Annotated in this window: 26 protein-coding genes; 6 read left to right on the top strand and 20 right to left on the bottom strand. The window is 40.2% G+C overall.

All coding sequences use genetic code 11. The features are described from left to right. Positions 1–238: 238 nt before the first annotated feature. The 3 genes from IQ283_RS18485 to IQ283_RS18475 form a co-directional block, all read right to left on the bottom strand. Complete coding sequence (locus IQ283_RS18485) at positions 239–1,249, bottom strand: glycoside hydrolase family 15 protein (protein WP_194221552.1); 1,011 nt, start codon at positions 1,247–1,249, stop codon at positions 239–241. 98 nt (positions 1,250–1,347) lie between these two features. Then, positions 1,348–1,605 (bottom strand): YhdB family protein, encoded by a 258-nt coding sequence (locus IQ283_RS18480; RefSeq protein WP_194221551.1) that lies wholly within the window; start codon positions 1,603–1,605, stop codon positions 1,348–1,350. A gap of 77 nt (positions 1,606–1,682) precedes the next feature. Next, entirely contained in the window at positions 1,683–2,543 is an 861-nt protein-coding gene (locus tag IQ283_RS18475) for a CvfB family protein (RefSeq protein WP_242057384.1), read from the bottom strand. A gap of 131 nt (positions 2,544–2,674) precedes the next feature. Here IQ283_RS18475 and IQ283_RS18470 point away from each other — a divergent pair, with 131 nt between their 5' ends. Further along, positions 2,675–2,944, top strand: a complete 270-nt coding sequence (locus IQ283_RS18470; RefSeq protein WP_194221550.1) for a DUF2524 family protein — start codon at positions 2,675–2,677, stop codon at positions 2,942–2,944. Positions 2,945–3,070: 126 nt separating this feature from the next. On the opposite strand, the gene IQ283_RS18465 is transcribed toward IQ283_RS18470, so the two are convergent. Next, positions 3,071–3,589 (bottom strand): acyl-CoA thioesterase, encoded by a 519-nt coding sequence (locus IQ283_RS18465; protein ID WP_194221549.1) that lies wholly within the window; start codon positions 3,587–3,589, stop codon positions 3,071–3,073. 16 nt (positions 3,590–3,605) lie between these two features. Then, positions 3,606–5,294 carry a formate--tetrahydrofolate ligase gene (locus IQ283_RS18460; protein ID WP_194221548.1) on the bottom strand — a complete coding sequence of 563 codons (1,689 nt, stop codon included), beginning with the start codon at positions 5,292–5,294 and terminating at the stop codon, positions 3,606–3,608. 285 nt (positions 5,295–5,579) lie between these two features. On the opposite strand from IQ283_RS18460, the gene cspD reads away from it, so the two are divergent. After that, positions 5,580–5,780, top strand: coding sequence for a cold-shock protein CspD (cspD, locus tag IQ283_RS18455; protein WP_194221547.1), 201 nt, complete (start codon positions 5,580–5,582; stop codon positions 5,778–5,780). Between the two features lie 156 nt (positions 5,781–5,936). Next, positions 5,937–6,185 (top strand): DUF2564 family protein, encoded by a 249-nt coding sequence (locus IQ283_RS18450; protein WP_194221546.1) that lies wholly within the window; start codon positions 5,937–5,939, stop codon positions 6,183–6,185. Positions 6,186–6,210: 25 nt separating this feature from the next. Here the strand turns inward: IQ283_RS18450 and IQ283_RS18445 are convergent, their stop codons facing one another. Together IQ283_RS18445 and IQ283_RS18440 are read right to left on the bottom strand one after the other, a co-directional pair. Further along, on the bottom strand, positions 6,211–6,873 hold the full coding sequence (locus tag IQ283_RS18445; RefSeq protein WP_194221545.1) for a DUF771 domain-containing protein: 663 nt from the start codon (positions 6,871–6,873) through the stop codon (positions 6,211–6,213). A 13-nt stretch (positions 6,874–6,886) separates the two neighbouring features. Next, on the bottom strand, positions 6,887–7,063 hold the full coding sequence (locus IQ283_RS18440; RefSeq protein WP_194221544.1) for a zinc-finger domain-containing protein: 177 nt from the start codon (positions 7,061–7,063) through the stop codon (positions 6,887–6,889). Positions 7,064–7,190: 127 nt separating this feature from the next. Between IQ283_RS18440 and IQ283_RS18435 the strand changes: the two genes are divergently transcribed. Next, a complete protein-coding gene (locus tag IQ283_RS18435) occupies positions 7,191–7,580 on the top strand; it encodes a reverse transcriptase-like protein (protein WP_194221543.1) in 390 nt (129 codons plus the stop codon). Positions 7,581–7,679: 99 nt separating this feature from the next. Here IQ283_RS18435 and IQ283_RS18430 read toward each other — a convergent pair whose 3' ends face one another. From IQ283_RS18430 to IQ283_RS18385, 11 genes are all read right to left on the bottom strand, one after another. Beyond that, positions 7,680–8,558 (bottom strand): 5'-3' exonuclease, encoded by an 879-nt coding sequence (locus tag IQ283_RS18430; protein WP_194221542.1) that lies wholly within the window; start codon positions 8,556–8,558, stop codon positions 7,680–7,682. Between the two features lie 114 nt (positions 8,559–8,672). Then, positions 8,673–8,798, bottom strand: a complete 126-nt coding sequence (locus tag IQ283_RS24330; protein ID WP_255622402.1) for a hypothetical protein — start codon at positions 8,796–8,798, stop codon at positions 8,673–8,675. Positions 8,799–8,857: 59 nt separating this feature from the next. After that, on the bottom strand, positions 8,858–9,115 hold the full coding sequence (locus IQ283_RS18425; protein ID WP_194221541.1) for an IDEAL domain-containing protein: 258 nt from the start codon (positions 9,113–9,115) through the stop codon (positions 8,858–8,860). A gap of 136 nt (positions 9,116–9,251) precedes the next feature. Beyond that, complete coding sequence (locus IQ283_RS18420; RefSeq protein ID WP_194221540.1) at positions 9,252–9,539, bottom strand: YokU family protein; 288 nt, start codon at positions 9,537–9,539, stop codon at positions 9,252–9,254. After that, positions 9,536–10,945 (bottom strand): lysine 2,3-aminomutase, encoded by a 1,410-nt coding sequence (ablA, locus tag IQ283_RS18415; RefSeq protein ID WP_194221539.1) that lies wholly within the window; start codon positions 10,943–10,945, stop codon positions 9,536–9,538. Before ablA ends, IQ283_RS18420 begins: the two co-directional genes overlap by 4 nt. Before the next feature lie 196 nt (positions 10,946–11,141). Beyond that, entirely contained in the window at positions 11,142–12,527 is a 1,386-nt protein-coding gene (locus IQ283_RS18410) for a sigma-54 interaction domain-containing protein (RefSeq protein WP_194221538.1), read from the bottom strand. 42 nt (positions 12,528–12,569) lie between these two features. Then, positions 12,570–13,424 carry a putative beta-lysine N-acetyltransferase gene (ablB, locus tag IQ283_RS18405; protein WP_194221537.1) on the bottom strand — a complete coding sequence of 285 codons (855 nt, stop codon included), beginning with the start codon at positions 13,422–13,424 and terminating at the stop codon, positions 12,570–12,572. Positions 13,425–13,552: 128 nt separating this feature from the next. Next, a complete protein-coding gene (locus IQ283_RS18400; protein WP_194221536.1) occupies positions 13,553–14,803 on the bottom strand; it encodes a peptidase in 1,251 nt (416 codons plus the stop codon). Further along, a complete protein-coding gene (locus IQ283_RS18395; RefSeq protein ID WP_194221535.1) occupies positions 14,800–15,462 on the bottom strand; it encodes a 3-oxoacid CoA-transferase subunit B in 663 nt (220 codons plus the stop codon). Before IQ283_RS18395 ends, IQ283_RS18400 begins: the two co-directional genes overlap by 4 nt. Then, positions 15,432–16,124 carry a CoA transferase subunit A gene (locus IQ283_RS18390; protein ID WP_276511845.1) on the bottom strand — a complete coding sequence of 231 codons (693 nt, stop codon included), beginning with the start codon at positions 16,122–16,124 and terminating at the stop codon, positions 15,432–15,434. Before IQ283_RS18390 ends, IQ283_RS18395 begins: the two co-directional genes overlap by 31 nt. Before the next feature lie 18 nt (positions 16,125–16,142). Then, the gene (locus IQ283_RS18385) at positions 16,143–17,516 is read right to left on the bottom strand and encodes an aspartate aminotransferase family protein (protein ID WP_276511844.1); all 1,374 of its coding nucleotides are present in this window, start codon (positions 17,514–17,516) and stop codon (positions 16,143–16,145) included. Between the two features lie 132 nt (positions 17,517–17,648). On the opposite strand from IQ283_RS18385, the gene IQ283_RS18380 reads away from it, so the two are divergent. Together IQ283_RS18380 and IQ283_RS18375 are read left to right on the top strand one after the other, a co-directional pair. Continuing rightward, positions 17,649–19,100: a PucR family transcriptional regulator gene (locus IQ283_RS18380; protein WP_194221534.1), complete on the top strand. Its 1,452-nt coding sequence runs from the start codon at positions 17,649–17,651 to the stop codon at positions 19,098–19,100. Between the two features lie 347 nt (positions 19,101–19,447). After that, positions 19,448–20,605 carry an aminotransferase A gene (locus IQ283_RS18375; RefSeq protein ID WP_194221533.1) on the top strand — a complete coding sequence of 386 codons (1,158 nt, stop codon included), beginning with the start codon at positions 19,448–19,450 and terminating at the stop codon, positions 20,603–20,605. A 40-nt stretch (positions 20,606–20,645) separates the two neighbouring features. Here the strand turns inward: IQ283_RS18375 and IQ283_RS18370 are convergent, their stop codons facing one another. Both IQ283_RS18370 and IQ283_RS18365 read right to left on the bottom strand, forming a co-directional pair. After that, a complete protein-coding gene (locus IQ283_RS18370) occupies positions 20,646–21,461 on the bottom strand; it encodes a sulfurtransferase (RefSeq protein WP_194221532.1) in 816 nt (271 codons plus the stop codon). A 3-nt stretch (positions 21,462–21,464) separates the two neighbouring features. Further along, on the bottom strand, positions 21,465–25,109 hold the full coding sequence (locus tag IQ283_RS18365) for a dynamin family protein (RefSeq protein ID WP_194221531.1): 3,645 nt from the start codon (positions 25,107–25,109) through the stop codon (positions 21,465–21,467). Positions 25,110–25,182: the final 73 nt, after the last annotated feature.

Here is a 25,182-nt window from a genome sequence, read left to right as displayed (position 1 = left end):
TCCTAAAGATTCGACATGTAATATGGTCATTCCTTCAAAAAAAATATTTGTCGAAAAATACATGCTTTTTTCGACAAATAACGGAATAATATTTCACAAAAAATGCTTTTTGTTTAATAGCCTATAGAAAAAAGGTTGCGGATAAACCGCAACCTTTTGAATGGCTAAGTTAATGAACGTTTCAACCGAATGAGCAACAATATAAACTAACATAGCTTTTTGAAAAAAACTTTTTAAGTTATGATACATTCTCTTGCATTTCGTTCATTCGAACCTGTAGCTGGTATGCCATCGAAATAGACCATGCAAGTGGAGTGTTTTTATTTGGAATATCAGTACCACCAATATAAAGTTCTGGAATTTTACCACTTTCAGGTGTAATACTCATAGTTTTCGTCCAATATTCATTCATTTTATCTAGTTCACCTAGCTGCTCATAACATAAACCGAGCCAAGGAAATCCGAAGCACCACTCTGCTTCACTACCTTCATTGTAATAAACATCGTTTTCATAACGAATAACTCCGCGTTTTCGCTCGAGTTGTCCCGTGATACGATCTACAATTTGAATGGCTTGTTCTCTTGTTACAACATTTAAAGGATAAATTAAGGATAATAGCGCTAAATCAGCTTCTTTCGTTTCGCTCTCACAAGGTAGAAGTTCATTCAGGACTTCCTGACCCTTTTCAATCATATAAGAGGGAACATTAACGAGCGTCTTTACTGCTTGTAATCCTGCAACACATGCTCCAACACTTGAAGCATGAACTTCTACATTTTCTTCCCACATGCCGTTGTCTGGGCTTTTCCAGTATTCTAGACATTCTAAGTAGTTGACAAGCTTCTGAACGATGCGATGATCAACTTTGTCCCTTAGCATCGGCTTTCCATTTTGAATTCCTTGTCCTATACCAAACAGGAATATTCCTATTGCATCATTTTGTGCATGACCCCATTCAACAGGAATTTCTTCAAGATCTCTTGTGTATCTGGCATGAATGTATTCATGTAAGTATTGTGGTTTCTGCTCCGTATGAATATCGATTTTCCATTCATACTTTCTCAATAATGTGAGCAGCGCATGATAAGCTTTTTCATATCGTGAACACTTTGAATTTAAATATGGCATAACCGCATAGCATACATCTCTGATCCAAACGTAGTCGTAATCATCGGATGTACTTGCAACATAAGCTCCATTAGGTAATCGCATGCTTTCAAGTACACTGTGCAGCTGCTGTTGATTCATATTTCTCACCTGCTCCTTATTTTTTACTACAATTATACCCTATTCGACAATTTTAAACCTTTTTATGCCACAAAAAAACTGACCCGGGTAGTTTAGGGTCAGTCAAAAGTCTGATTTATTGCTGTCATATCGCTCATTTCAGGTTCCATTCGATACACATAGTCTATATAGGTAAGAAGTGTGTCTCGTGCTTCTTTCACCTTCAAAAATTCAGTTTCACGTATAAACGCATGAACAAAATGCTCAATTCGCTTCGAAAGAATATCGTCTTCTGTCTTCATCATCAGAATACTTAATTCAATGCAAGCACAATGATGTGTGTAATATAGAGCTTTGTCATAGTCAGTAATGTCCAATGACATGCCCCCTTTCTAGGAGCTTACGTATAGTATCCGCTCGTAAGCGCCCATTACACGAAGAAAAAGATGTCATATTACGTTCTAAGGAACGTTACTCCGTCTTTTTGTTCAATTTTCTTTTCTTTAATAAGTTTCCCCATAGCTCGCTTAAAAGCAGCTTTACTGATGTTAAACTCACTCTTTATGGCTTCTGGATTACTTTTGTCTGTAAATGGCATCTGATTGTCACGCTCTTGCATATAAGCAACTAAACGTTCAGAGTCCTCAAGTCTTGCTTCTTTCACAAGTGGTCTTGTGGATACATTTATACGTCCATCTTCTCTTACAAACGTGATCCTCACTGTAAGACGCTGGCCAAGTCTCACTTGATCCTTCATCTCATCCTTATGAAGATAAGCAAGGTATCCTTCATTGGTTAAAATTGAAACACCGTCTTCAAGGAAGCGAAACACCAGGCCTTCTACTTCATCATTTTTACATTCTGCCGGTGCTGATTTAGAAAGCTCCTGTATTTCTTCAAATTTACTTAAATCTGCAAACAGGCGCTGCTTTTTATCGAGCTTTAATCCGCAATACAATTCATCACCAATTGCTGGCCAAGTTGCCCAATCATAAGGTAGATCATCTTTTGATAACAGCATGTCCTTTTGAATACCAATATCAACAAAAACACCAAGGCTTCTTTTCACTTCTACGACCTTTAGAATCGAGAATGAATCAACTGTAACAGTTGGTATTGTTTCAGTTGCTGAAAGTCTCCCCTGATGATCATGGTACAAAAATACCTCAACTTCATCATTTTCTTCATAGTTATTTTTAGCTTCTTTTTTATGAAGCATAACGTCTTCGAATCCATTTGTTAGAAAATATCCGTATTCTTGTATACGTGCGACACGTAGCGTCGCCATTTCTCCTGCATATAATTCACTTGCCAACTTGATTCACGCCTTTCTTTTTGCTTGTCTTAGTATATCACTTCCACACCCGGAATTTCCCCTTGTTTCTCATAAAAGTGTCTTTCCTGTCAATACTAATCGTGACCAATTACGAAAAGGAGATGTGCACATTGTCCACATACCGAAAACTAGAGGAAATGTTAAAAAACGCTCATGAGCTTGTTGAATATGCCGACGAACAGCTTCAGCTTGCTACCAAACAGCAATCAGCCATTACTGATAATAGCTATACTGAAACACAGCAATTACTTGAGCAAATGTCCGGAGAATTAGATAAAATGATTCACAGCGCAAATCCTGAACAGCGTGACGCCCTTAATCGAGCGCAACAGCAAATTCAGGATCGGCAAAACAATTTTATTCTCGGGTTTGAAACATGAGATCTGCATATTTGCAGATCTTTTTTAGCTATACGCAGTTAATTTTTAGCTCATTCAAGCTCTTTGATAACCAGTCGAATGGGACAATATTGATAATCAACAATTTAAGCTAACGGAGCTTATTTCTTAAGAAAATGAACCAAATTCACTGGCTAATGTTTGCGAGTGTTTTCTCCTCGCTTTTCTTGCTTTCATACGCTCTAGTCCACCATCATTCACAAATCTCTCTTCTTCTGTCTCAGGCATTGCTTCAGGCACTCTTGCAGGTATACTCTCTTCATCTAGAGCAACGAAAGTTAAGAAGGACGTTGCGCACACTTTCTTTCTTCCTGTTAACACATTTTCTGCAAATATTTTCACAAACACTTCCATTGAAGTATTGTGTGTCCAACTTACATAGGCCTCTAAGCTGACTACTTCACCTTCACGAATAGGACTAAGGAAATCAATTGAGTCAGCTGATGCAGTAACTACTGCTGATCTAGCGTGCTTAGATGCAGCTATGGCAGCAATGTCATCTATGTAAGACATTAGCTTTCCACCAAACAAGGTTCCATGAGTATTTGTGTCAGAAGGTAGTACGAAGCTTGATTTGGTCGTTCTTGAATCACGTATTAATTTTTTTGTTAAAGCTGTATTCGACATCATATATCCACTCTTTCTAGAAAAGCCCAATTGCTGTTCCGTCTTCAGAAACATCCATGTTAAGGGCCGCTGGTTTTTTAGGTAATCCAGGCATCGTCATTACGTTCCCGGTTAATGCTACGATAAATCCGGCTCCAATGGAAGGACGGAATTCGCGAATGGTTATCGTAAAGCCAGAAGGTCTTCCGAGTAACGAAGGGTCATCCGAAAGAGAATATTGTGTTTTCGCCATACAAACAGGAAGTTTCCCCCAACCATTTTCTTCGAATTCTTTCATTTGTTTCTTAGCTTTAGAGGACAATTCTATCCCCGAAGCACCGTAAATTTCTTTAGCGATTGTTTCGATTTTCTCTGTAATTGAACAATCAAGGTCATATAGAGGCTTAAACTGGTTTTCAGTTCGTTCCATTTCGTTTAATAACGTTTCTGCGAGCTCTACGCCGCCTTCTCCTCCTCGGGCCCATACATCTGTTAGCGCTACAGGGATACCATTTTCTTTACACCATTCTAAGAGAGTATTCACTTCTAGGTCCGTGTCTGTTAGAAACCGATTAATGGCGACAACATATGGTACACCAAATTTTTTAATTGAAGAGACATGCTGTTCCAGATTTGATAGTCCAGCTTTTAGCGCACCAACATCTTCTTTTTTTAGGTTATCTTTTGGTACTCCGCCATGCATTTTAAGAGCTCGAATGGTTGCTACAATTACGGTTGCTGCAGGATCAATATTGCCAGCTCTAGTTTTAATATCGAAAAACTTTTCAGCTCCGAGATCAGCCCCAAATCCTGCTTCAGTAATCACATAGTCAGAAAGCTTTTGCGCCATTTTGGTTGCTGCCACGCTGTTACATCCATGAGCAATATTAGCAAAAGGTCCACCGTGGATCAGGGCTGGAGTATTCTCCAACGTTTGAACAAGATTCGGATTCATCGCATCTTTTAAAAGAAGTGTAATCGCTCCCTCTACACCTAAATCCCCAACAGTAATCGGTTCTTTTGACATGCTATACCCTACTACAATTGAAGAAAGACGCTTCTTTAAATCAGTTATGTCTGAAGCAAGACATAGAATCGCCATGATTTCAGACGCTACTGTAATATCAAACCCATCTTCACGAGGTACACCTTGTGTAGGGCCACCTAGACCAACAATGACATTACGTAATGCTCGGTCATTTAAATCCACAACGCGCTTCCAAGTGACGCGCCTTGTATCAAAACCAATTTCATTTCCTTGATGAATATGGTTATCGATAAGGGCAGATAAAGCATTATGTGCAGAAGTTATTGCATGTAAATCTCCAGTAAAATGGAGGTTAATATCTTCCATCGGCATCACTTGCGAATAACCACCTCCAGCTGCACCTCCTTTAATCCCCATACTTGGACCAAGTGAAGGTTCCCTCATGGCAACGATGGCTTTTTCACCGATTCGATTTAGTGCCTGCGCTAAACCAACTGTTACAGTGCTTTTCCCTTCCCCTGCAGGAGTAGGATTGATCGCTGTTACAAGTATGACTTTTCCAGAGGGCTTTTCATTCAAACGCTTCATCGCATTTAATGAAATCTTTGCTTTATAATGACCATAAGGTTCCCATTCATCTTCATATAATCCTAGCTGCTCGGCAATTGTAGTGATGCGAGTCATCTTAGATTCCTGTGCAATATCAATATCACTTTTGAATTTTACTTCCGGCTTCATAGAACCCCTCCATATGTAAGAATGCATCTTTCCAATTTCCATCTTACCCAACTTTATTCTTCCCGTTAAGGATTATGTTCTAATCAGTTGATAGTCTTGACATTTTTCTAATGAGACGTTATATTGTAGTTAACCATTTATCACATAGGATATTTGATTGAGACTTTGATTTCGATTTTTCGTGCACTAATCTCGTACACATCGAATATCTCTTATTCAACATCCAGTGAATGGTTGAATTTTAAAGTGCACAAAGATTGTGCTAAGCTTTTAGGAGGAACAAACATGCAAAACGGTAAAGTAAAATGGTTTAATGCAGAAAAAGGATTCGGTTTCATCGAAATCGACGGAGCTGACGATGTATTCGTACACTTCTCAGCAATCAATGATGAAGGTTTCAAAACACTTGAAGAAGGCCAAGACGTTTCTTTCGAAATCGTTGAAGGAAATCGCGGACCTCAAGCTGCTAACGTAAACAAACTCTAAAAATATAATTTTCAAAAGGAACTGATGAAATCATCAGTTCCTTTTTTTTACGTCATTTTCCGATGATATAGAACTCTGGATCATGATAAACCCTATGGTTTAAAAAGCATCCTCATGGTCATACTATTCTTGAATGAATCGTAAAGGTGGGATAGTATGTCAGAACCATATTCTGATTTGCAACAAATTGAAATGTCCATTAAATCAGCTCAGCATCTCGTCGGCCAGGCAACGAAAAGTATGAATGGTAACCAGTTACAAGCGGCACAGGATGCGATTAATCAAGCGAAAGAACAGTTCCAACAAGCGCTCTCACATAAATCGGGAACGAATGAACAGTTCTATGAATTTTCTAGTGAATTAATCGAAAAATGTGAAACGCAGTTAAGAGAAGCAAACGAATAAGAGAAGCAGCATTGCGCTGCTTCTCTTATTCGTTATCAACTTCAATGGAACTACTAATTTCTGTACCCTTGAGCGCTTGTTTGGCTAAACGATGCGCCTCTTTATTCTCTTCGCGAGAAATATGCTTGTACACAGGTTGAAGTCTAAGATCACGTAGCGTATCTTCAATGCGATCCATCCATCTCGTTAAGAGTGGTTCATACACGGCCCATTCTCCTCCCAGCTGGTTAATCACCACCTGGGAATCACCTTTAATGAGGATCTCTGTATCCTCAACATCGATTGATTTTATTTCTTGAAGACCTAACCATAACGATGCATATTCGGCCTCATTATTATTTTCAAGATAATCCATCGCTTTATTTATTCGTATGCGTTTTCTCTGCCTACCCTCATAATAATAAATAACCGCTCCGCATCCAGCCTTCTTTGTTTCTTTATCAAAACTACCGTCGAAAATAACCTCAATTGAAGCTGGTCGTTCTTGTTTTTTGGTCATGTATGTTTCTAATTCCTTAACAGACCATTTCGTTCCCCTATTATCAAGAAAGTAAAGGTCGATGGATCGACCCGTTTTAGCAATATCACGTGCCAAAAGAAGCGCTTCATTAAATGGCACTTCGTCTGACGTCATCCAGGAGGAAAGGCCTCTTGGCGTTTTGTATTTCCATTTCACAATAACATCCATGTCTATGCCCTCCCTATGTCAAATGTTTACCTAATTGCTTCAATTCTTCTCCAACTGTACATTCGGTAATACAAAACCTTTGGGCATGACATTTACCGTAATCATGTTGATTGACTCTTTTGAGCAAGCAATCCTGACAATATGTATCTAGGATTAACCCTACTTCCATCATGACTTCTTTCTTTTTCATACTTTTCACTCCTAAACACAGTCCCTTCTTAACAGTTTTCTCCTTTTACCTTAAATGTATGTCTTCTCTCTACGAACATGATTATGATAAAATACAACAAGACCAGCCCACAGGGGAGGAAAGGCACATGATTGAAGTGTATGTAGATGGAGCAAGCGCAGGTAACCCTGGTCCCTCTGGAGCAGGTGTTTTCGTTAAAGCAGAAGGAAGTGTCATTCGATCTTCTCTCCCGCTTGGCACGCTCACAAACCATGAAGCAGAATTCGAAGCGTTAATTCACGCTCTTACGCTTTGTATAGATAAACAGTTCCGCACAATCTCCGTTCGCACAGATTCACAGCTAGTCAGTAGTGCAGTCGACGGCAGATATGTCAAAAACAAAGGTTATCAACCCTACTTAATACGATGCTTGGCGTTAGTTGATCAATTCGACCTTTGTTTCATTAAATGGATTCCAAGCTCAAAAAATAAAATGGCTGACGAGCTAGCGCGAAAAGCGATCCAGCAAAACAAATGATAAAAACGTCCTTATCTTCTATCAATTCCTAATTAAAACGAGCGCCTTTTCAATCCAAGGCGCTTTTTTTATTTAAGATATGTTAACCAACCATTATTTCTACATGCGGATTCTCAATCCGAGATGATCAAGCTCATCCTTAAACCGATCTAAATCCATATCTAACGTGCAATTAGCAAATGAATAATCATCAAGCTCAGGAATCGCGCGCTCAATTGTCACAAGTTCAAGACTTAATTTCGCGAGCTCCTCTCCATCTATAAGCTTTTTACGATACCGATTAAATTTACTGTCTAGTTCTCTAATGTTCTCATATACCCCTTGAACGGAACCATATTGCTGAATAAGCGGTAAAGCAGCCTTGTCCCCTACCCCAGCAACACCTGGAATGTTATCACTCTTATCTCCTAGTAATGCTTTCACATCAATCCACTGATCGGGTGTAATTCCATACTCTGTTTTAAAATGCTCTTCTGTGTATACCCTATCGCCTTCTTTTCGAATCGCAATAATTTGTGAAACAGAAGGATTTAGAAGCTGAAGAAGATCCCGATCATTACTATAAATGTAACAATCACCTAGCCCTTCTTTTGTCCACCGGTCGGAGAGTGTTCCCATTACATCATCTGCTTCAAATCCTTCTACACTCATTTGCGGGATTCCTGTTGCCTTAAATAAATTCACCGCCGTTTCATACTGCTGAATAAGTGGTGCAGGAAGGTCTTCCCTCGTTCCTTTATATTCTTCATAGAGCGCTTTACGCTTTACTTCATTCCGTTTCACATCCCATGTAACAACAAAATGCGTTGGTTCATACTCCTTTACAAGAGAAATGATTTTTTGTAGCTTCACCCTTAAAGCATTCGTAAATAACCCTTCAGGCGTTTGCGAAAGCTGGTCTTCAGACTTTCCATAGGCTGTGGCAAAATAACCTCTACTTAATAAATTAAATCCATCAATTAATACTAATCGGCCCATATATTTGATCTTCCTTTCACCCTATAAACCATTTTCTTTTCTTATGGTAACATAAACGAAATAACAAAATGATCACAATAAAAAAAGGAGCCTTTTTAATGAAGGCTCCTTCTTTTATTCTTGCGGATTTTTCAGCTTTTCTGCTTCCATCTCTGCATAGGATGGCATCGCTTTTGCTTTTTGTTGTTTTGCATTATTATTACGCTGTGCATTGGGATTTCCTTTTTTCTGTCTGCCCATCGTGACACTCCTTTAGAAGTACTTCCTCTCTAGTTTGTGCCAGACTGGCCTCATTCTATTCAGTCGAAATGAAGCTCCTGTTTGTAAGAACGAAGAAACGCTACATACTGCTTGGATGCTTCTTGAAATGCTTTTTTGTCTCCTCTGTCGAGAGCTTGATCAATGGATTGTTGGTAACGTTTTTCCTGGAAAGTAAACACGGCTTCATCAAGGATCAATTGGGCGTACAATTCCAACTCAAACGTTTCCTGTTCCTGTTTCTTTTTCATAGCACGTTGTTTCATATTGTCTTTATACGACTTATGATGATTGTTCATGCTAGCTCTCCCCCCTCTGAAGCTCTTTTTTCTATTATACGAGGGAATCGTCAAAATATCAATATTTTTCAGAATATTCCGATATAACTTTTTTTGCGTGTTTTCTTTTCCAATGAAAATGCTATTAACTCAAGGATTAAAGCGGGTAACGATCAAGATCAAAATAATTTTTCTTTAAGAGTCTTTCTTGACTCATCAATTCTTTATACGAAAAGGAGGAGGGGAGTTTTGTCGTATCGATTAGCATCAATTGCTCCTCCACGTCTCCAACTAATTCATCTGTTTGATAGCACATCCCGCAATAACCGCATTGAACAGAGGGCAAATTACTAATTTCGACCGCTCTCGATCCATCAGGTAATTCCCAGTAACCTTTATCAAGCGTCTCAAAAGCTCCCTCCTGTTCACACCATTTACAGATCATACGGTTTCCTCTCCTTTATCAGTACCTTTGTATTTCTCCTGCTCTGCGTTAAATTTCTTTTCCTTCATAACATCTCTTTTATCGCGCTTATCTTTTAGCGTGCTATGTGTTGCGTCCTTTTCGTACTGAGATCTTCGACTAAACCGCTGAATGCCTTCTGGAACAAGATTAAACCGCTCATCTGTCATTAAGGAATGAATGCCGATAGCAGGTTTTTTCTCCATTTCATAAACCTGGTTAAAGTACGTATCAGCAGTACCAGGAGTATAATTTTCCGGCTCAGGGTACGAAGTAATAACCCCTTCAAAGTTTCGTAAAATAACTTTATCTGCACTTTGGGAAATCATGTAATTTGGCTGAAGTGCTATTTTCCCACCGCCTCCAGGGGCATCAACTACAAATGTCGGTACGGCATATCCTGACGTATGTCCCCTTAATCCTTCAATGATTTCCAATCCTTTTGAAACCGGTGCACGAAAGTGTCCAATCCCCTCAGATAAATCACACTGATAAATGTAATAAGGCCTCACCCTAATTTTCACAAGGTCATGCATCAGCTTCTTCATGATCGGTACGCTATCATTAATCCCTGCAAGAATAACCGCTTGATTTCCAACAGGAACGCCCGCATCTGCCAGCATTTCACATGCCTTCTTCGATTCTTCTGTAATTTCAATACTTGTATTAAAATGCGTGTTCAGCCAGACAGGATGGTATTTCTTTAAAATGTTACATAAATCCTCTGTAATTCGCTGAGGAAACACAACTGGTGCTCTCGTTCCGATTCGAATAATTTCAACATGTGGAATCGCTCGTAAGTTCTTGAGCACATATTCAAGAATCTTATCATTGATAAGTAGCCCATCTCCTCCAGAAATAAGGACATCTCTCACTTCAGGGGTTCTTGAAATATAGCTTATGGCTTCATCAAGCTGTTTTTTTGGAACCCCCATTCCGATTTGCCCTGAAAAGCGCCTCCTAGTACAATACCTGCAGTACATCGAACACTGATTTGTAACTAGGAAAAGAACGCGATCAGGATATCTATGCGTTAATCCAGGTACTGGGGAATCCTCATCTTCATGAAGAGGATCTTCGAGATCATATTTCGTTTTGTACATCTCTTGCGAAATAGGCACTGATTGCATGCGAACTGGACAGCGCGGATCATCCGGATTCATTAAGGAAGCATAGTATGGCGTAATGTTAAGTGGAATGGTTTTCGTTGCGATCTTCACACCTTCTTCCTCGTCAGGTGTTAAGTTCACTACTTTCTTCAAGTCATCAAGCGTTCGAATCGTATTAGTAAGCTGCCAAATCCAATCATTCCATTTGTCTTCCGTGACATCCTTCCAAAGTTCAATATCCTTCCAATTCCGAGTTGGCTTATACAGTTGCATCAGCACAATACATTCCCCCTTCAGATAATCTACTCCTATACTATGCAAGTAGCGTGCCAGCTCCATTGATTCTTCAAAAAAGCCTACTTTTTGGTTTATCATGGGATCAAGACGCTTATAAGATAAGTCTATTACGGTTACAACTAAGATCCCTACTTATCCACTCCCTTCATTTATTTCCACAATAAAAAGCCAGCTGTGCTCAATATTCGGCACTCTGGCTTAGTGGGTGTTTAGAAAGTTTATATTGTAATGTTTGTCTGGGGATGCCTAACTGCTCTGCAGCTTTTTTCACATTCCCCTGGCTGACATTCATGGCTTGTTTTATTAAATCATATTCCGTTTTTAATAAAACGTCGCGGAGTGGTGCCGTTACACGAGATTGATTTTCTGGAAGAAGCACCTCAAAATCGTCGACGGTTAATGTATTTCCTTCTGCGAAATTCATGGCCGATTGAATCACATGCTCAAGCTCCCGAACATTTCCATGCCAGTGACGCGAAGAGAGCAGCGTTGCCGACTTCTGATCGACTCCTCTTATGTTTTTATGAAATTTATCGTTGTATTTCTTAATAAAATGAGCAATGAGATTAGAAATATCCTCTTTTCGTTCTCGAAGAGGTGGTAATCTAAGATAAATAACATTCAAACGGTAAAACAAATCAACACGAAGCCTCTTTGCCTCAAGAGCAGATTCCGGTTCTTCATTCATTGCAGCTATGATTCGGACATCCACTTTTCTCGTCTTTCCTGCTCCAACTCGCCGGATGACACCATCCTCTAAAACCCGAAGCAACTTTGCTTGTACATCAATGGGCATCGAATTAATCTCATCAAGAAAAAGAGTACCGCCATTAGCTAGTTCGAATAATCCTTCACGCTCCTCAGCACCTGTAAAACTTCCTTTGGAAGTACCAAAAAGAATCGACTCAAGAATCGATGCAGGTAAGGCGGCGCAATTTTGTGCAATAAATGGCCCCACCCGCTTAGAAGCATTATGAATCGCTTGAACAAGGAGTTCTTTTCCAGTGCCAGTCTCACCATAGACAAGAACTGGAGAATGAAGAACGGCAGCTTTTTGGGCTCGGTCCTTTACCTTTATAAAAACGGGATCGTTCGTTAGAATGTGCTCAAATGTATAGATAGTGCCGTTGTCGAACTCCTTGACCGTCTTTCGATTTATTTTAGATTGTAATTCCATTACCTTATCAGACAATATTTTGATACGCGAAAGATCTCGAGCAATTTCCACAGCTCCTTCTAAGTGCCCATTCACAACGATAGGTAGTGTGGTATTTATCGTCGAGATCAGGTGTCCCTTCATATTTCTGTAAGTTTGGTCTTTATTAAAAATCGGCTTTCTTGTCGTTAACACATGAGATAGTGTGCTCGTCTCTTTGGAGAGTGATGGAAATGCTTCTAGGTAGTGCGTTCCTAACACATCACCTACTTGCAATCCGTCGTGCTTGGCAGCAATTTCATTATAATAGATCGTCATCCCTCTGTTATCAACGACATGAATCCCTTCGTCAATACTTTCTAGGATCGCTTCAAACATTCCATCCGTAAGTGGGATCGTTTCTCTCATAGACGTCCTCCTTTATGCCGGATTTTCATCTATCTGTGCTGATTATTCGGCACTTCTTAGAAGCGTTTTGCTCCATAGATTCATATTTTCCCAATCTTTATAGATCTTCACATTGTTTATAAGACGTCCACCATATTCATAGTGAAGCTGATGAAAAACAGCATTCATTCCAAAAGAAAGGCTCCTCGCGATCGAGTAAGCATAGTACACCTCATGCTTTAACAATTCCGTTTCTAAAGCAAGAATTAAGTGACGCATCGTTCCACCTTTCCTATACTCAGGAAGGGTTGCACAATCCGTCATCTCGGCATTTCTATACGTACGATTCACTTCAGCTGAGGCGGCACTTTTGATTATTCCCTGATCTTCCATTACATAAAAAATCGTGTCACTCTTCATAGCTTTCTTAATGTAACTAGGATCATCCATTGGGGTTGGGTAGACCGAAAACACAGTTTGATATAATTTCGCTAGCGCTTCAGCATCACTTTCAATACCAATTCGCATAGGAGGGTTTCCTTTGAGAGAAGTAAGAGGCTTGTTTTGTACAGCCTTTAATAACTTGTCTTCATCTACCCAAGACTCACTATTTCGACGCCAATTCGCTCGATACTTCGTCATGAGATGAGCATCACTACCAGAAAAATAGAAACGAATCTTCCCTTCGTAGGTATAGCCAATTGAAAGAAAGGAGGAAACATCTTCACTCTTCACTTTTACAATGCACTTTGAATATTCGCTCGTAAACACTTCTTGAATATGAGCGATAACTGCTTGAACGCTTCCATCATAAACATCAATACGAATGCGTTCATTAAATGTATCAAACGTACAGGTAAAGATATAATCGCTCCCTTTATAAAAATGCTCAACCGCTTCAATTCGCTTATCTCCCATTAACCTCCCCCTCATTCATGTCTTAAATCAGTAGTTCTTCTTTCTTTTGTAAACTCCTTCCTAAAGGTAAGCTATGTTATGAAATATAAAGTGAAAGAACCACATGAAAAAGAACGGCATAGCCGCTCCTACTTATACTGGCCACACCATTCTAGAATGATGTGCACAAAAAGTTCTGCCGCAAGCATCATTTGATCAATTTCGATGTATTCATTTGCAAAATGCGCTACCGCTGTCTCTCCTGGACCGAAAATAATCGATGGCGTATTCCCTACTTCTTGTAGCAATCCCCCATCTGTCCCCCAAGGAGAAGCTTCGATAACGAGATCTTTCCCTGTGACTTCTTCGTAATGACGGCGAATCACGCCCACTAACGGATGATCTTCATCAACTTCTCCAGGCAGCCATCTTGCTCCAAACCACTCAATCTCAACTGGATGATCCGTTAACCAATCATCTTCAATAGCTCCCAGGGCACGGCGCATGTCAAGCTTTGCGTCCTCAAGCTCTTCTCCAGGAATCACACCCATTCTTCCTTCTAAAACTACTTGATCTGGAACAGACGATGGCCAATCTCCACCTGAAATTTTCCCTATATTTATCGGAACAGGAATTGGAATGTTTTCATATAAAGAGTCTGTAATCCGATTATTGCGCTGTTCCTCTAATAATTGGATTGCTTTAATTACCGAAAGGCTTTTCTCGAGAGCAGATACTCCTTCATAACGCGTACCACCGTGTGCACCGCGCCCTGATACGGTGATACGAAACCACATTGATCCCTGCTGCTTAGGGAACACTTTCATCTTCGTCGGCTCTGGAATAAGAGCGGCATCAGCAAGGTAACCTCGTTCAATTGCCGCAAGTGTACCTGTTCCCCCACTTTCTTCTTCCACTACACTTTCAAATATCAGATCGCCATTTAGAGAAAGATCCAAGTCTTTAAGGCATTTTAAGGCAAGCAGCATCGCCGTATTTCCGCCTTTCATATCGGTTGCCCCTCTACCGTATAACCTTCCGTTCTTTACTTTCCCGCTATAAGGTTCTAACTCCCAGTCACTTCTATTTCCAGGTGGGACAACGTCAATATGACCGTTCAAAATGAGTGAACGACCGCCTCCCTTCCCTTTCCACACACCTACAACATTAGGGCTTTGTGTAAAATCTGTTCGATTCGCACAAAATGCAGGATGATTAAGGATTTCGTCTCCAGGAGTAAACCGATCTACTTTCATTCCGAGTTGATGAAGTTCTGACTGAACAAGTTCTTGGACATCTGCCTCGTTTCCTTGTACGCTATCACAACGAACAAAGCGTTGAAGCATTTCTATCCCATAATCCCGATGAAGCATCATCCATTTGTTTATTTCTTCTTTCATGAGGTCCGCCTCCCCACATGATCAACATTTACATCCGCTTCAGTAGCGCCTATTACATCGTCAACAGAATAACCAGGCATCACTTCGAGAAGAAAAAGCTCTCCCTGATCGATTCGCATAACAGCTCTCTCTGTAATAATCATGTGTGCACCTTCTTTTACTGTCAAAGGGAGGGAACATTCTTTGACAATTTTGGGCTGCCCATCTTTTGTCGTATGACTCATTAATACAATCACCTTTTTAGCTTTTTGAGCGAGATCAATAGCCCCACCCATGCCAGGCACTCGTTTTCCAGGTACGATCCAATTAGCGATATCTCCTCTTCCACTCACTTCAAGTGCGCCAAGAATCGTTAAATCGAGATGTCCCCTCCTAACCATTCCAAACGCTTCTGCACTATCAAAAAATGAAGCACCTGATTGAATGGTAACTGGATATCCCCCGGCGTTAGATAGATTTCCATCTTCCTTACCTTGCTCAGGACTCCCCCCCATTCCTAAGATGCCATTTTCCGTATGCAACATGACATCGAGGGAATTTGGAATAAAGTCAGCTACAAGCGTAGGAATACCGATCCCAAGATTAACCATCATGCCGTACGTGACTTCACGAGCAGCACGTTGTGCAATTAACTTTCTCGCTTCAGCTCCCATACCCATTTCCAATCAACTCCCTTGCTTTCAATGACGTGATCAACGAAAACACCTTGAGTGATAATTTCCTCTGGACCTAACTCACCTGTTTGTACGATTTCAACAGATTCAGCGATAGTAACATCACCTGCTTGGGCGACAAGCGGGTTAGTGTTTCGTGCACTTTGATCGTAGATTAGATTTCCATATGGATCAGCACGTTTGCAGGCAATAATAGATAAATCTGCCGTAAGAGCAGGTTCAATCATATATTCTTTACCGTGAACGATTGTCTTTTCCTTTCCGCGTTCAATAGATGTTCCAAGCCCTACGTCTACTAAAATACCACCAAGCCCCATCCCCCCAGCGCGAATCTTTTCTGCCAGCGTTCCCTGCGGGTAGAATTGAACGGTAAGTTCTCCGTTATGCATTTGTTTTCCTGCTTCAGGATTTGAGCCAATATGAGAGGCAATAAGTGTTGAAACTCTTTTTTCAGTGACAAGCTTTCCAGGTCCGATCCACGGGAAGCCAGCATCGTTACAAATGAGCGTTATATTCTTAATACCAGAATCAAGAATCCATTGAATAAGTGTAGGAGGTGAACCTACTCCACCAAATCCACCACACATTATCGTCATGTTATCTCTTAATAGATCGAGCTCTGACAATGCGCATCTTTTACTTCTCACGGATTTCTCATCCTTTCGTCAGCTTATCGATCGTCTACTATAGATCCCTTCAATTATAAGCTCTTTCTCCAATTCAGCTAATGCTTGATTCAGCTTATTCAGAAGGAGATGAACCTCATTTTCTTGAATGATTAGAGGTGGTGCCACAATGACTGCATCACCCGCTATCCCATTCAATCCCCCAGCAGCCGTGTAAACGAGTAAACCGGAGTCATAGCATTTTCTGATAAAACGATTTGTTACTTCATTCTGTAGCAAGAACGGCTCTTTCGTCAGTTGATCCTGAACAAATTCAATGGCTGTTAATAACCCTTTACCTCTTACATCACCAATAAAAGGATAAATCGATTGAAGCTCTTTTAATCCATTTAAGAGAAGATCTCCTTTTTCTTCGGCGTTTTTCACAAGATTATTTTCTTCTATATAGTCAAGAACAGCGAGACATATAGCAGATGAGAGTGGGTTGGCACTAAACGTATGACCGCTGAGCACAACTTTGGATCCGCGTTCAATTTCCAGTATGATCCGATCAGAAACAAGGGTAGCTGCCATCGGTGTATAACCTGCGCTCATTCCTTTTCCGAGTGCTAATATATCTGGTGCGACACCCCAATGTTCCATTGCATACATTTTCCCTGTTCTCCCGACTCCTGTCATAACTTCATCTGCAATAAACAAAATATCATAGCGCTCACATACGGCTTTCATTTCTTTAAAATAGGAATCAGGTGGTACAACCGCTCCCCCAGCTGCACCAATGATAGGTTCACAAACAAACGCCGCAATCGTTTCTGCCCCAAGTCTTTGAATCGTTTTTTCAAATTCTAGCGCATAGTGCTTTGAACAATTCGGACAGTGCTCATTGTAGGAACATCTGTAACAATAAGGAGGAGAGAGTTCTGGATAATGTTCTAACATCGCGCTAAAGCGACTCCGACGTATGACATGACCGGACATTGAAAGGGCACCCATCGTAATCCCGTGATAGCTCATCCACCTCGATATGATTCTGTTCTTCGTTGGTCGACCCAGTTCCTGCCAATACTGAACGGCTATTTTCAAAGCGGTTTCTAATGCTTCTGATCCGCTGTTCACAAAAAACACCCAGTCCAGATCACCTGGAGCATTGCGACATAGTCTTTCAGCAAGAAGCTCTGCAGACGAACTCGTAAACTGAGAGCGATAAACAAACGATACTTGATCGGCTTGCTTTACCATCGCTTCCTTAATTTCAGGAACGGCGTGGCCGATATTTGCAGTCACAGCACCTGAACATCCATCAATAAACGCATGACCATCCTCATCATATAAATAGATCCCTTTTCCATGAGAAATAAAGGCATAATCCATTCCTAATAAAGGTTTTATTAAGTGGGTTCTTTTACTTATCACCTAATCGACACCTCACTTTTTTGTCTATATGTATAGCCTATGTTGAAATGAACCAAAATTCTATCCCACATCATCTACAAAAAATTCTGACTTTGTTGTACGCTTTGGATAAGAAGAGACGGAGGGACGCCTATGGGACTATCAGTTCGAGAAGCCTTACAGCTACCTGAGATGAGTGGAATTAAATTAATTGCTGGAAAAAAAGGAATTGACCGAGATATTAAATGGTTAACAATCGTGGAAGTAATGGAAGATATGACACGGCTTCATGAAGGAGAGTTTTTAATAACGACGGCATACGGATGGCACGAGAAATCCGATTCTTATGCGAAACTCATTGATGCCCTTTCGAACAGACAGCTCTCTGCTCTTGCCATTCATACTGGATTTTATCTAGACGTGGTTCCGATTGCGATGATCGAAGCGGCCAACCGAACCGGATTACCTCTCCTTGAAATTCCGAGAACGATGAATTTCTCAATGGTTACAAGAAGCATTTTGGAACAGCTCGTTAATAAACAACTTTCCATTCTTACGCAGGCTCAGCGTATTCAGGATGACTTAACGTCACTTGTTATTAAAAATGCTGGCTTTTCAGCTATCACTGATGCACTATCGAAACTACTAAACTGCACTGTTTCAATTTATCATGCGGATAATGCTCTTTTAGCAGAGACTTATCTCACGAATCAAAATGATTCTACCGATGAATTCTATCCGATCAAAACCGAAGGAAAAGCAATTGGAACAATTCATATCAAGAAACCAACACCACTCACTGCACTCGATCACCTTGCTTTAAAACATGCGGCTAATATTTTTGCGATTGAATTTCTAAAACTACGTATCATTGAAGATACTAGATCTCAGATCGAAGCTGATTTTCTTGATATTTTATTCTCCCAATCCTACGAAGACGAGAAATTGATATTAAAAAAGAGCAAAGAAATGGGCTATGATCTAACCGGTTCTAATACAATCGCAGTTCTTTCATCATCTAACCTTACAAAACTTGAGGAAGACTGTCAGCAGCAATTAATCGAAACAAGAACGAAAGGTATAATAAAGAGGAAGATGGATCATATTGTTGTGCTTCTCTTAGGTGACACCATTCCCTTCAAGGAAGGAACGAGCTCTTCTATCATTGGATTCAGCATGACCAAAATAGGCATACGACACCTTGAACTAGCCCTTAAAGAAGCTACGGTTGCACATCAATTTGCTAAATATCGAAACGAACATCGTCTATCCTTCGCTGACCTGGGTGCTTATCAGTTATTCATTCGATTAAAAGAAAATGGCGAAGATCTTTCACCCTATTATTCACCTCTTCTATCACCAATAGTTAACTATGATCGAAAGCACCAGGCTCAGCTAATGAAGACACTTGAATCTTTTCTAGAAAACAACCTTGTCATTAACCGTACAGCTGATAAATTATTTATTCATAGGCATACACTAAACTATCGAATCAAACAATTAGAAAAGCTCACCGGTATTGATATATACGCATATGATCAGCGCATGCAGCTTCAATTTGCTCTACTTGCTTATCGGACCGATTGCATTCTTCCAGCTATTTAAAAAACAGATTCCCTATTAATAGGGAATCTGTTTTTTATTGAGACGATAGCGAAGACCAATTTAGAAGAAAATTATCTGAATATTGGTTATCCACAGAATTTTGTGGGTAACCCACCTGTGGCACCTATACCCCCATGTATTTAAAATATACCAGGGGTGGGTATACGAAATCATCTGTTGATAAGTGTCAGAAAGCCTATATTATCAATAGTTACCAAAGTTATCAACACTTGAATTTTCAGAGGTTTCATGTCTTTATCAACAGAACATCTTCATTTCGACGATAATATAGAAATTATGCTACAATGATGTTTATGAGAAGAAGAGACGGAAAGGAAGACAGACCTATGGAGCATTTATTAAACCCTCGCGTGAAGGAAATTGAGATTTCTGGGATTCGAACTTTTTTTAATATGGTAGCTGATTATGAGAACATGATTTCATTAACAATTGGCCAACCTGATTTTGAGACACCAGCTCATATTAAGGAAGCAGCTCAAGCCGCTATTAGTGAAAACAAAACAACGTATACTCATAATGCCGGCATCCTAGAACTCCGAAAGGCAGCAGCTAATTTTCTACAATCAAAATACAATCTTAACTACCAAGCTGAATCTGAGATCATTACCACTTCAGGAGCAAGTCAGGCAATTGACGTTACACTTCGAACACTTCTCACTGAAGGTGACGAAGTGATTTTGCCAGGTCCTGTGTATCCAGGTTATGAGCCAATCATTACATTATGTGGAGCAACTCCAGTACACGTCGATACGACTAAAAACGGATTTAAAATGACGCGCGACCTAATTGAAGATGCCCTAACAGAGCGAACAAAATGCATTATTCTACCTTCCCCATCTAACCCTACTGGTGTTGCGATGTCTTATGATGAATTAGCCGATCTTGCTGATTTACTTAAAGCTAAAAACATTTTTGTTTTATCTGATGAAATTTATTCAGAGCTTAACTTTTCAGGTGATCATTCTTCGATCGCTCAATTTGATGGCATGCGTGATAAAACGATCGTAATCAATGGTCTATCTAAATCTCACGCTATGACAGGATGGCGCATTGGCTTTCTCTTCGCCCCAGTAGAACTATGCCAGCATATCTTGAAAGTTCACCAATATAATGTCTCCTGTGCTTCATCAGTATCTCAGTACGCCGCTCTAGAAGCGTTACAGAATGGATTGCAAGACTCGATTGAGATGCGAGTTGCTTACAAGGAACGAATGAATTATGTTTATGATCGATTAGTTGGTATGGGGTTATCTCCAATCAAGCCTGACGGTGCTTTCTATATCTTGCCTTCCATTCAGGAGTTCGGCTTATCTTCATTTGACTTTGCAATGAAACTCGCAAAAGAAGGTAATTTAGCAGTTGTACCAGGAAGCGCCTTTTCATCACTTGGCGAAGGCTATGTAAGAATTTCATTCGCTTATAAACTTGATGTACTAAAAGAAGGTATGGATCGCTTAGAAAAGTTCATCCACACCCTTAGATAGAATGAATAAACGCCAGCCCTCGTAAGGGCTGGCGTTTCGTTTATTTTGTTTCAATTTGATTTTCTTCATAAGATATCCAGTCACTATAACTTCCAGGATAAAGCTTTGCATGAACCCCTGCCTCTTGTAAAGCAAGCAGGTTAACACAAGCAGTCACACCAGAACCACAGTAAACAATGGGTTCATGACCATGCTCTTTCTCCCCTACTCTCTCTTCAGGGTCTTTCCATGTTTTATTTTCATTAAGGTTATTCTTCCAGAAGTAATTGATAGCGCCTGGTATATGACCTGCTTTAGGATCAATAGGTTCTATCTCTCCAGAATAGCGCTCGCTTGCTCTCGAATCAATAATTGTGCGCCCTTCTATCTGCGCCTGCTTCACATCATTCATAGAAACAATCATCGATTTATCAAGACTAATAGGATACGATGAAGGAGTTACTTGACGAACTTTCGTCTCAAGTTTATGCCCCTCCCCTCTCCAAGCTTGGAGACCCCCATCAAGAACAGCACGCGCTTTATGGCCAGCAAATCCGAGTAGAAACCATAATCTTGCTGCCATAGCACCATACTCATGGTCGTATAGGATCACTTTCGAATCCTGCTCAATCCCTAGCCTTTCAACGAGCGTCTGGAGCTGTTCTTGATCAGGTAAAGGATGTCTTCCACCATGCTCTCCAACTTCACCAGATAAATCTTTTTCGAGATCAGCATACTGCGCTCCTGGAATGTGGCCTTTTAAATAGGAAGCATAACCGTTTTCTGGATTGCCAAGTTCAAATTGACAGTCCACAATCACTAATTGCTCATCATACAAATGATCTGATAGCCATTCAATTGAAACAAGATTCTTCATTTCCTATTCTCCCTCCGACAGTAGCTTTGTTTGAATTTCGAAAGCATTATTTCGCTTTGTTTCAAGGAAATCTTTTGAAATATCGCTTGTTAGCATCGTTGTTCTGGCCTTCACATATGACGTAACTTCTTTCATCATTTCGCCTTTTACTTCTACAGTTAATTGATCAAAGAACTTCGTAGCCGTCTCTTCAATCACTTTATGTTCTGTTTTCAAATAGTTATTAACAGGTAGTTGAAACTCACTTTTCAATATCTCATGAAGCGACTCTCTTCCACTCTGTTCGAAAAATTGCTTCGAAGATTTAAAGGAGCTACGAGCTTGCTTTAATACATGGTCAACTGCTATCCATGCGGTAAGAGACTCATCAAACTGCGGGGTTTCCATGTCCCGATCAGGTAGACTGCTGTAATGAAAATCAGATAGCATTTCTCGAATAAGCTTTTGTATTTCTTTCTCACTCTTTTGAATTTCTCGCTTCATAAATCGATCGATTCGAAGAGAAGCTGCCCTGAGCTCCTGTAATAAATCTTGTTCAATATCCTCAACCAGCGTTTCTGAAGCACGTTGCAGTCCTTCACGCCCTTGAATAGTCGATGGGTTAAAGGCTTCCTTAAAGAAATCATTAAATCGATAAAAAAGACGCTGAGGAATATAATGAACAAGTTCTGTTAATTCCTGTTTGATCAGCTTTTCAGATGAAGTGTTTGAATATTGATTAACCTTCCGATTTGCTTCATCACTGTGATTACGAAGCTCTGTGATCTGCTGTTCTTTTTCACTCGCGTTTAATTCAAAGTTCTCGATCCATCGCTCGATTTCGCTCATCACACTTGTTAATTCAGTTAAGCTGGACTCCACTGCCATTTTTGAAAGATCCTTGCGAATAAAATGATAGAAACGTGATTCAAACCGCTTAAGACCGCCTTTTTGTCTTAATTTTTCTGGTAACGCAGCAAGAAACTTAGCCTCTTTTTCACTTACATTCTCTTCAGAAGCAAGCATTCCTGCAAGACTTGAGACAGGATAAAGTGCAGGATAACGAATACCGTACTGCTGTAACTGATTTGTGACATGATCAAGTACGATTTCGAGCTCTCCTTCGTCTGCAGCAAGATCAGATGCATTAAGAAGAAAGAACATTTTATCCATCTCAAACACGTCTTTCACTCGTCCAAGCTGAATGAGGAACTCTCGATCTGCTTTTGAAAATGCATGATTGTAATAGGTGACGTAAAGAATAGCATCGGCTGCTTTCATATATTGAAACGCTACACCCGTATGTCGTGCGTTAATGGAATCTGCTCCTGGAGTGTCTACAAGCGTTATTCCCTCTCGTGTTAAAGTACAATCATAGTATAGCGAGATAGAAGCAACAAAGGCCGCTTTTGACTCATTTACGACCATATCTTCATAGTCATCCAGTGTGACTTCACGTTCCTTACCGAGGTATGCTAGCTCAGCTTCACCTTCAAGTACAGCTCTTAGGAAAAGAGCATGAGGTTTTGTTGCAGAAGACTCTCGCTTAAACAATTTCCCCTGTGAAATGATTTGCAGACAATCCCTTAGTGAAAAAGCTTGCTCACCAAAATAAGAAAGGGAATGATTCAAATCCTCCAAAAGTTCTCCTTCCGATTTATAATAAATCATCGCCGTTTTATGAGCATGGTCTTCTGTTACCGGGCAAATACGATTAAGCGTAGCCGTTGTTGGATTTGGAGAAGAAGGCAGTATTTTTTCTCCAATGAGCGCATTGGCAAAAGAGGATTTCCCAGCGCTAAAGGCACCAAACAATGCGACCGTAAATGACTTTTCTGATAATTTATTTGCACGCTTGATCAAGTTTTGTCTCGTATAGTCAAAACCAGGAAGATCCTCTAATTCATCTGCCATTCTTTGAAGGGCCATACTAGTCGCTTCGGGATCAGGAAGAGAAGTTTGACCTTCAGGTGAAACCACCTCTTTAGGCTCCTGTTGCTTACGCTGTTGTCCACTATCGCTTTTGGTCGACTCTACGATAGTAACATCCTCCGTTTGCGTGTACCTTTTCTTAAATGCGTCTCCCGCACGACGAGCCTCTTCATCACGGCTCCCATCCAAAATAGACCAAAGCTCTTCAGTATTCTCACTAGCAGCTTCCAGCTCTGATAAGAAAGTCTCCGCATCCTCTTCTCCAATTTGAGATTTGAATGACTGCTTAAGCTCCTCAGCCTGTCTATCGTGATCGAAATTGACTTGATCAACAAGCTTGTCCTTCCTTTGTTCTGCTTGCTGCTTGATCTGTGTCTTCAAGCGATAAGCGATATTCTCAGTATAATGAAGAACTGCTTCTCCTGTTGCACCATTTCCTTTGTTAGCTTCTTCTTGTATCACTGAGAAATCAACTTCATATGGTTGATCAATGAGAGAAGATGATACGTCTTTTAATCCAGCTGTCGAAACTAGCTGTTGTAATAGCTGCTGATAATGCCACTCTAGTTGTGACTTAACCTGTTCTTTTAAACCCGCAACGAAAGTTTCGTACCTCGCCGCTCGTTCTTGCTGAGTTTTCTTATCACGAAAAACAAATCCAACTTTAAAGTCTGGTTGAAGAGATTCAAGATACGCTCGTCCTGCTTCTCTCACTTCATACGGCATTAAAATTGCACTTTTTTGGATAGCCGCCGCTTCAGTCTGAAATTCCTGATCAATTAAATCAACGCGTTCCTTTGAAAATGCAAGCTTGTTTTTCATCTTCTCATAAGCTTCTTCTACTTCGTCGTTATGAGCATCTACGTGATTAAGATCATCCAAAAGCTCTCTTGCTGCATTAAAAATTCGCTTCACTTTGTCTTCATCTGTTTTCCTTGAAAGCCCCTCAATGTATGTTTTCAACTGATGAAACTGGTTATGGGGATGATCGTAATCGCGTAATGAGATAAAGAAAAAGGATTCAAGAGACATCCCCCACGTTTCAAAAGACTCGACCACTGATTTCTGAAATGATGTGAATGAAATTTCAGATTCATGATGCTTATCAATTTGGTTCACAATTAAGATGATTTTTTTATTTTGACGATAAAGTTCTCGGATGAATTGGTAATTCACTTCAGATTGAACATGATTGTAATCCATCACATAGAAAACAACATCAGCTAAATACATCGAAGATTCCGTTGAAAGCCTATGCGCTTCATCTGTCGAATCAATACCAGGAGTATCAATGAAAATAACGTCCTCTTCTAAAGAAGACGGAGCGGACAATTCAACGCGTTCGACCTCTTCTCCGTTCAAACAATACCCTTTTACTTGATCAATATCATACGGCGCTTTAAAAACCATTTTCTTTCCATTCAAGAAATGAACGGAAGCGCCTGTTTCACCTGAACGGATACGAACCGTATTAGCACTCGCCGGTATGGGACTTGACGGTAAGAGGTTTGATTGAAATAACGCGTTTATTAATGAAGATTTCCCTGCAGAAAAATGGCCCGAGAAAAGGAAGTGCTGTTCACCACTCAACAACTTGTCGATCAGTTGTTTGATTTTCGATGCTTCCGAAGCCTCTAATTCTTCTTCAATTAGTGCAAGACGTTCAAACAGCACGTCCTCTTTTAGTTTTGTGTGTGACTGGTGATCATGCTTCATAATATCCCGCTGCCTTTCCATAAATAGTGTCCCTCTTAGAATAACGCTTTCAGTAGATTTTTCCCAGCATTATAAAAAATAAACTCCATGATGA

The sequence above is a fragment of the Pseudalkalibacillus hwajinpoensis genome, from assembly GCF_015234585.1.
In the GTDB taxonomy this organism is placed as follows: Bacteria; Bacillota; Bacilli; order Bacillales; family Guptibacillaceae; genus Guptibacillus; species Guptibacillus hwajinpoensis_B.
The sequence above is the reverse complement of the archived record's forward strand: the minus strand, read 5'-3'. Positions and strand labels throughout refer to the sequence as shown.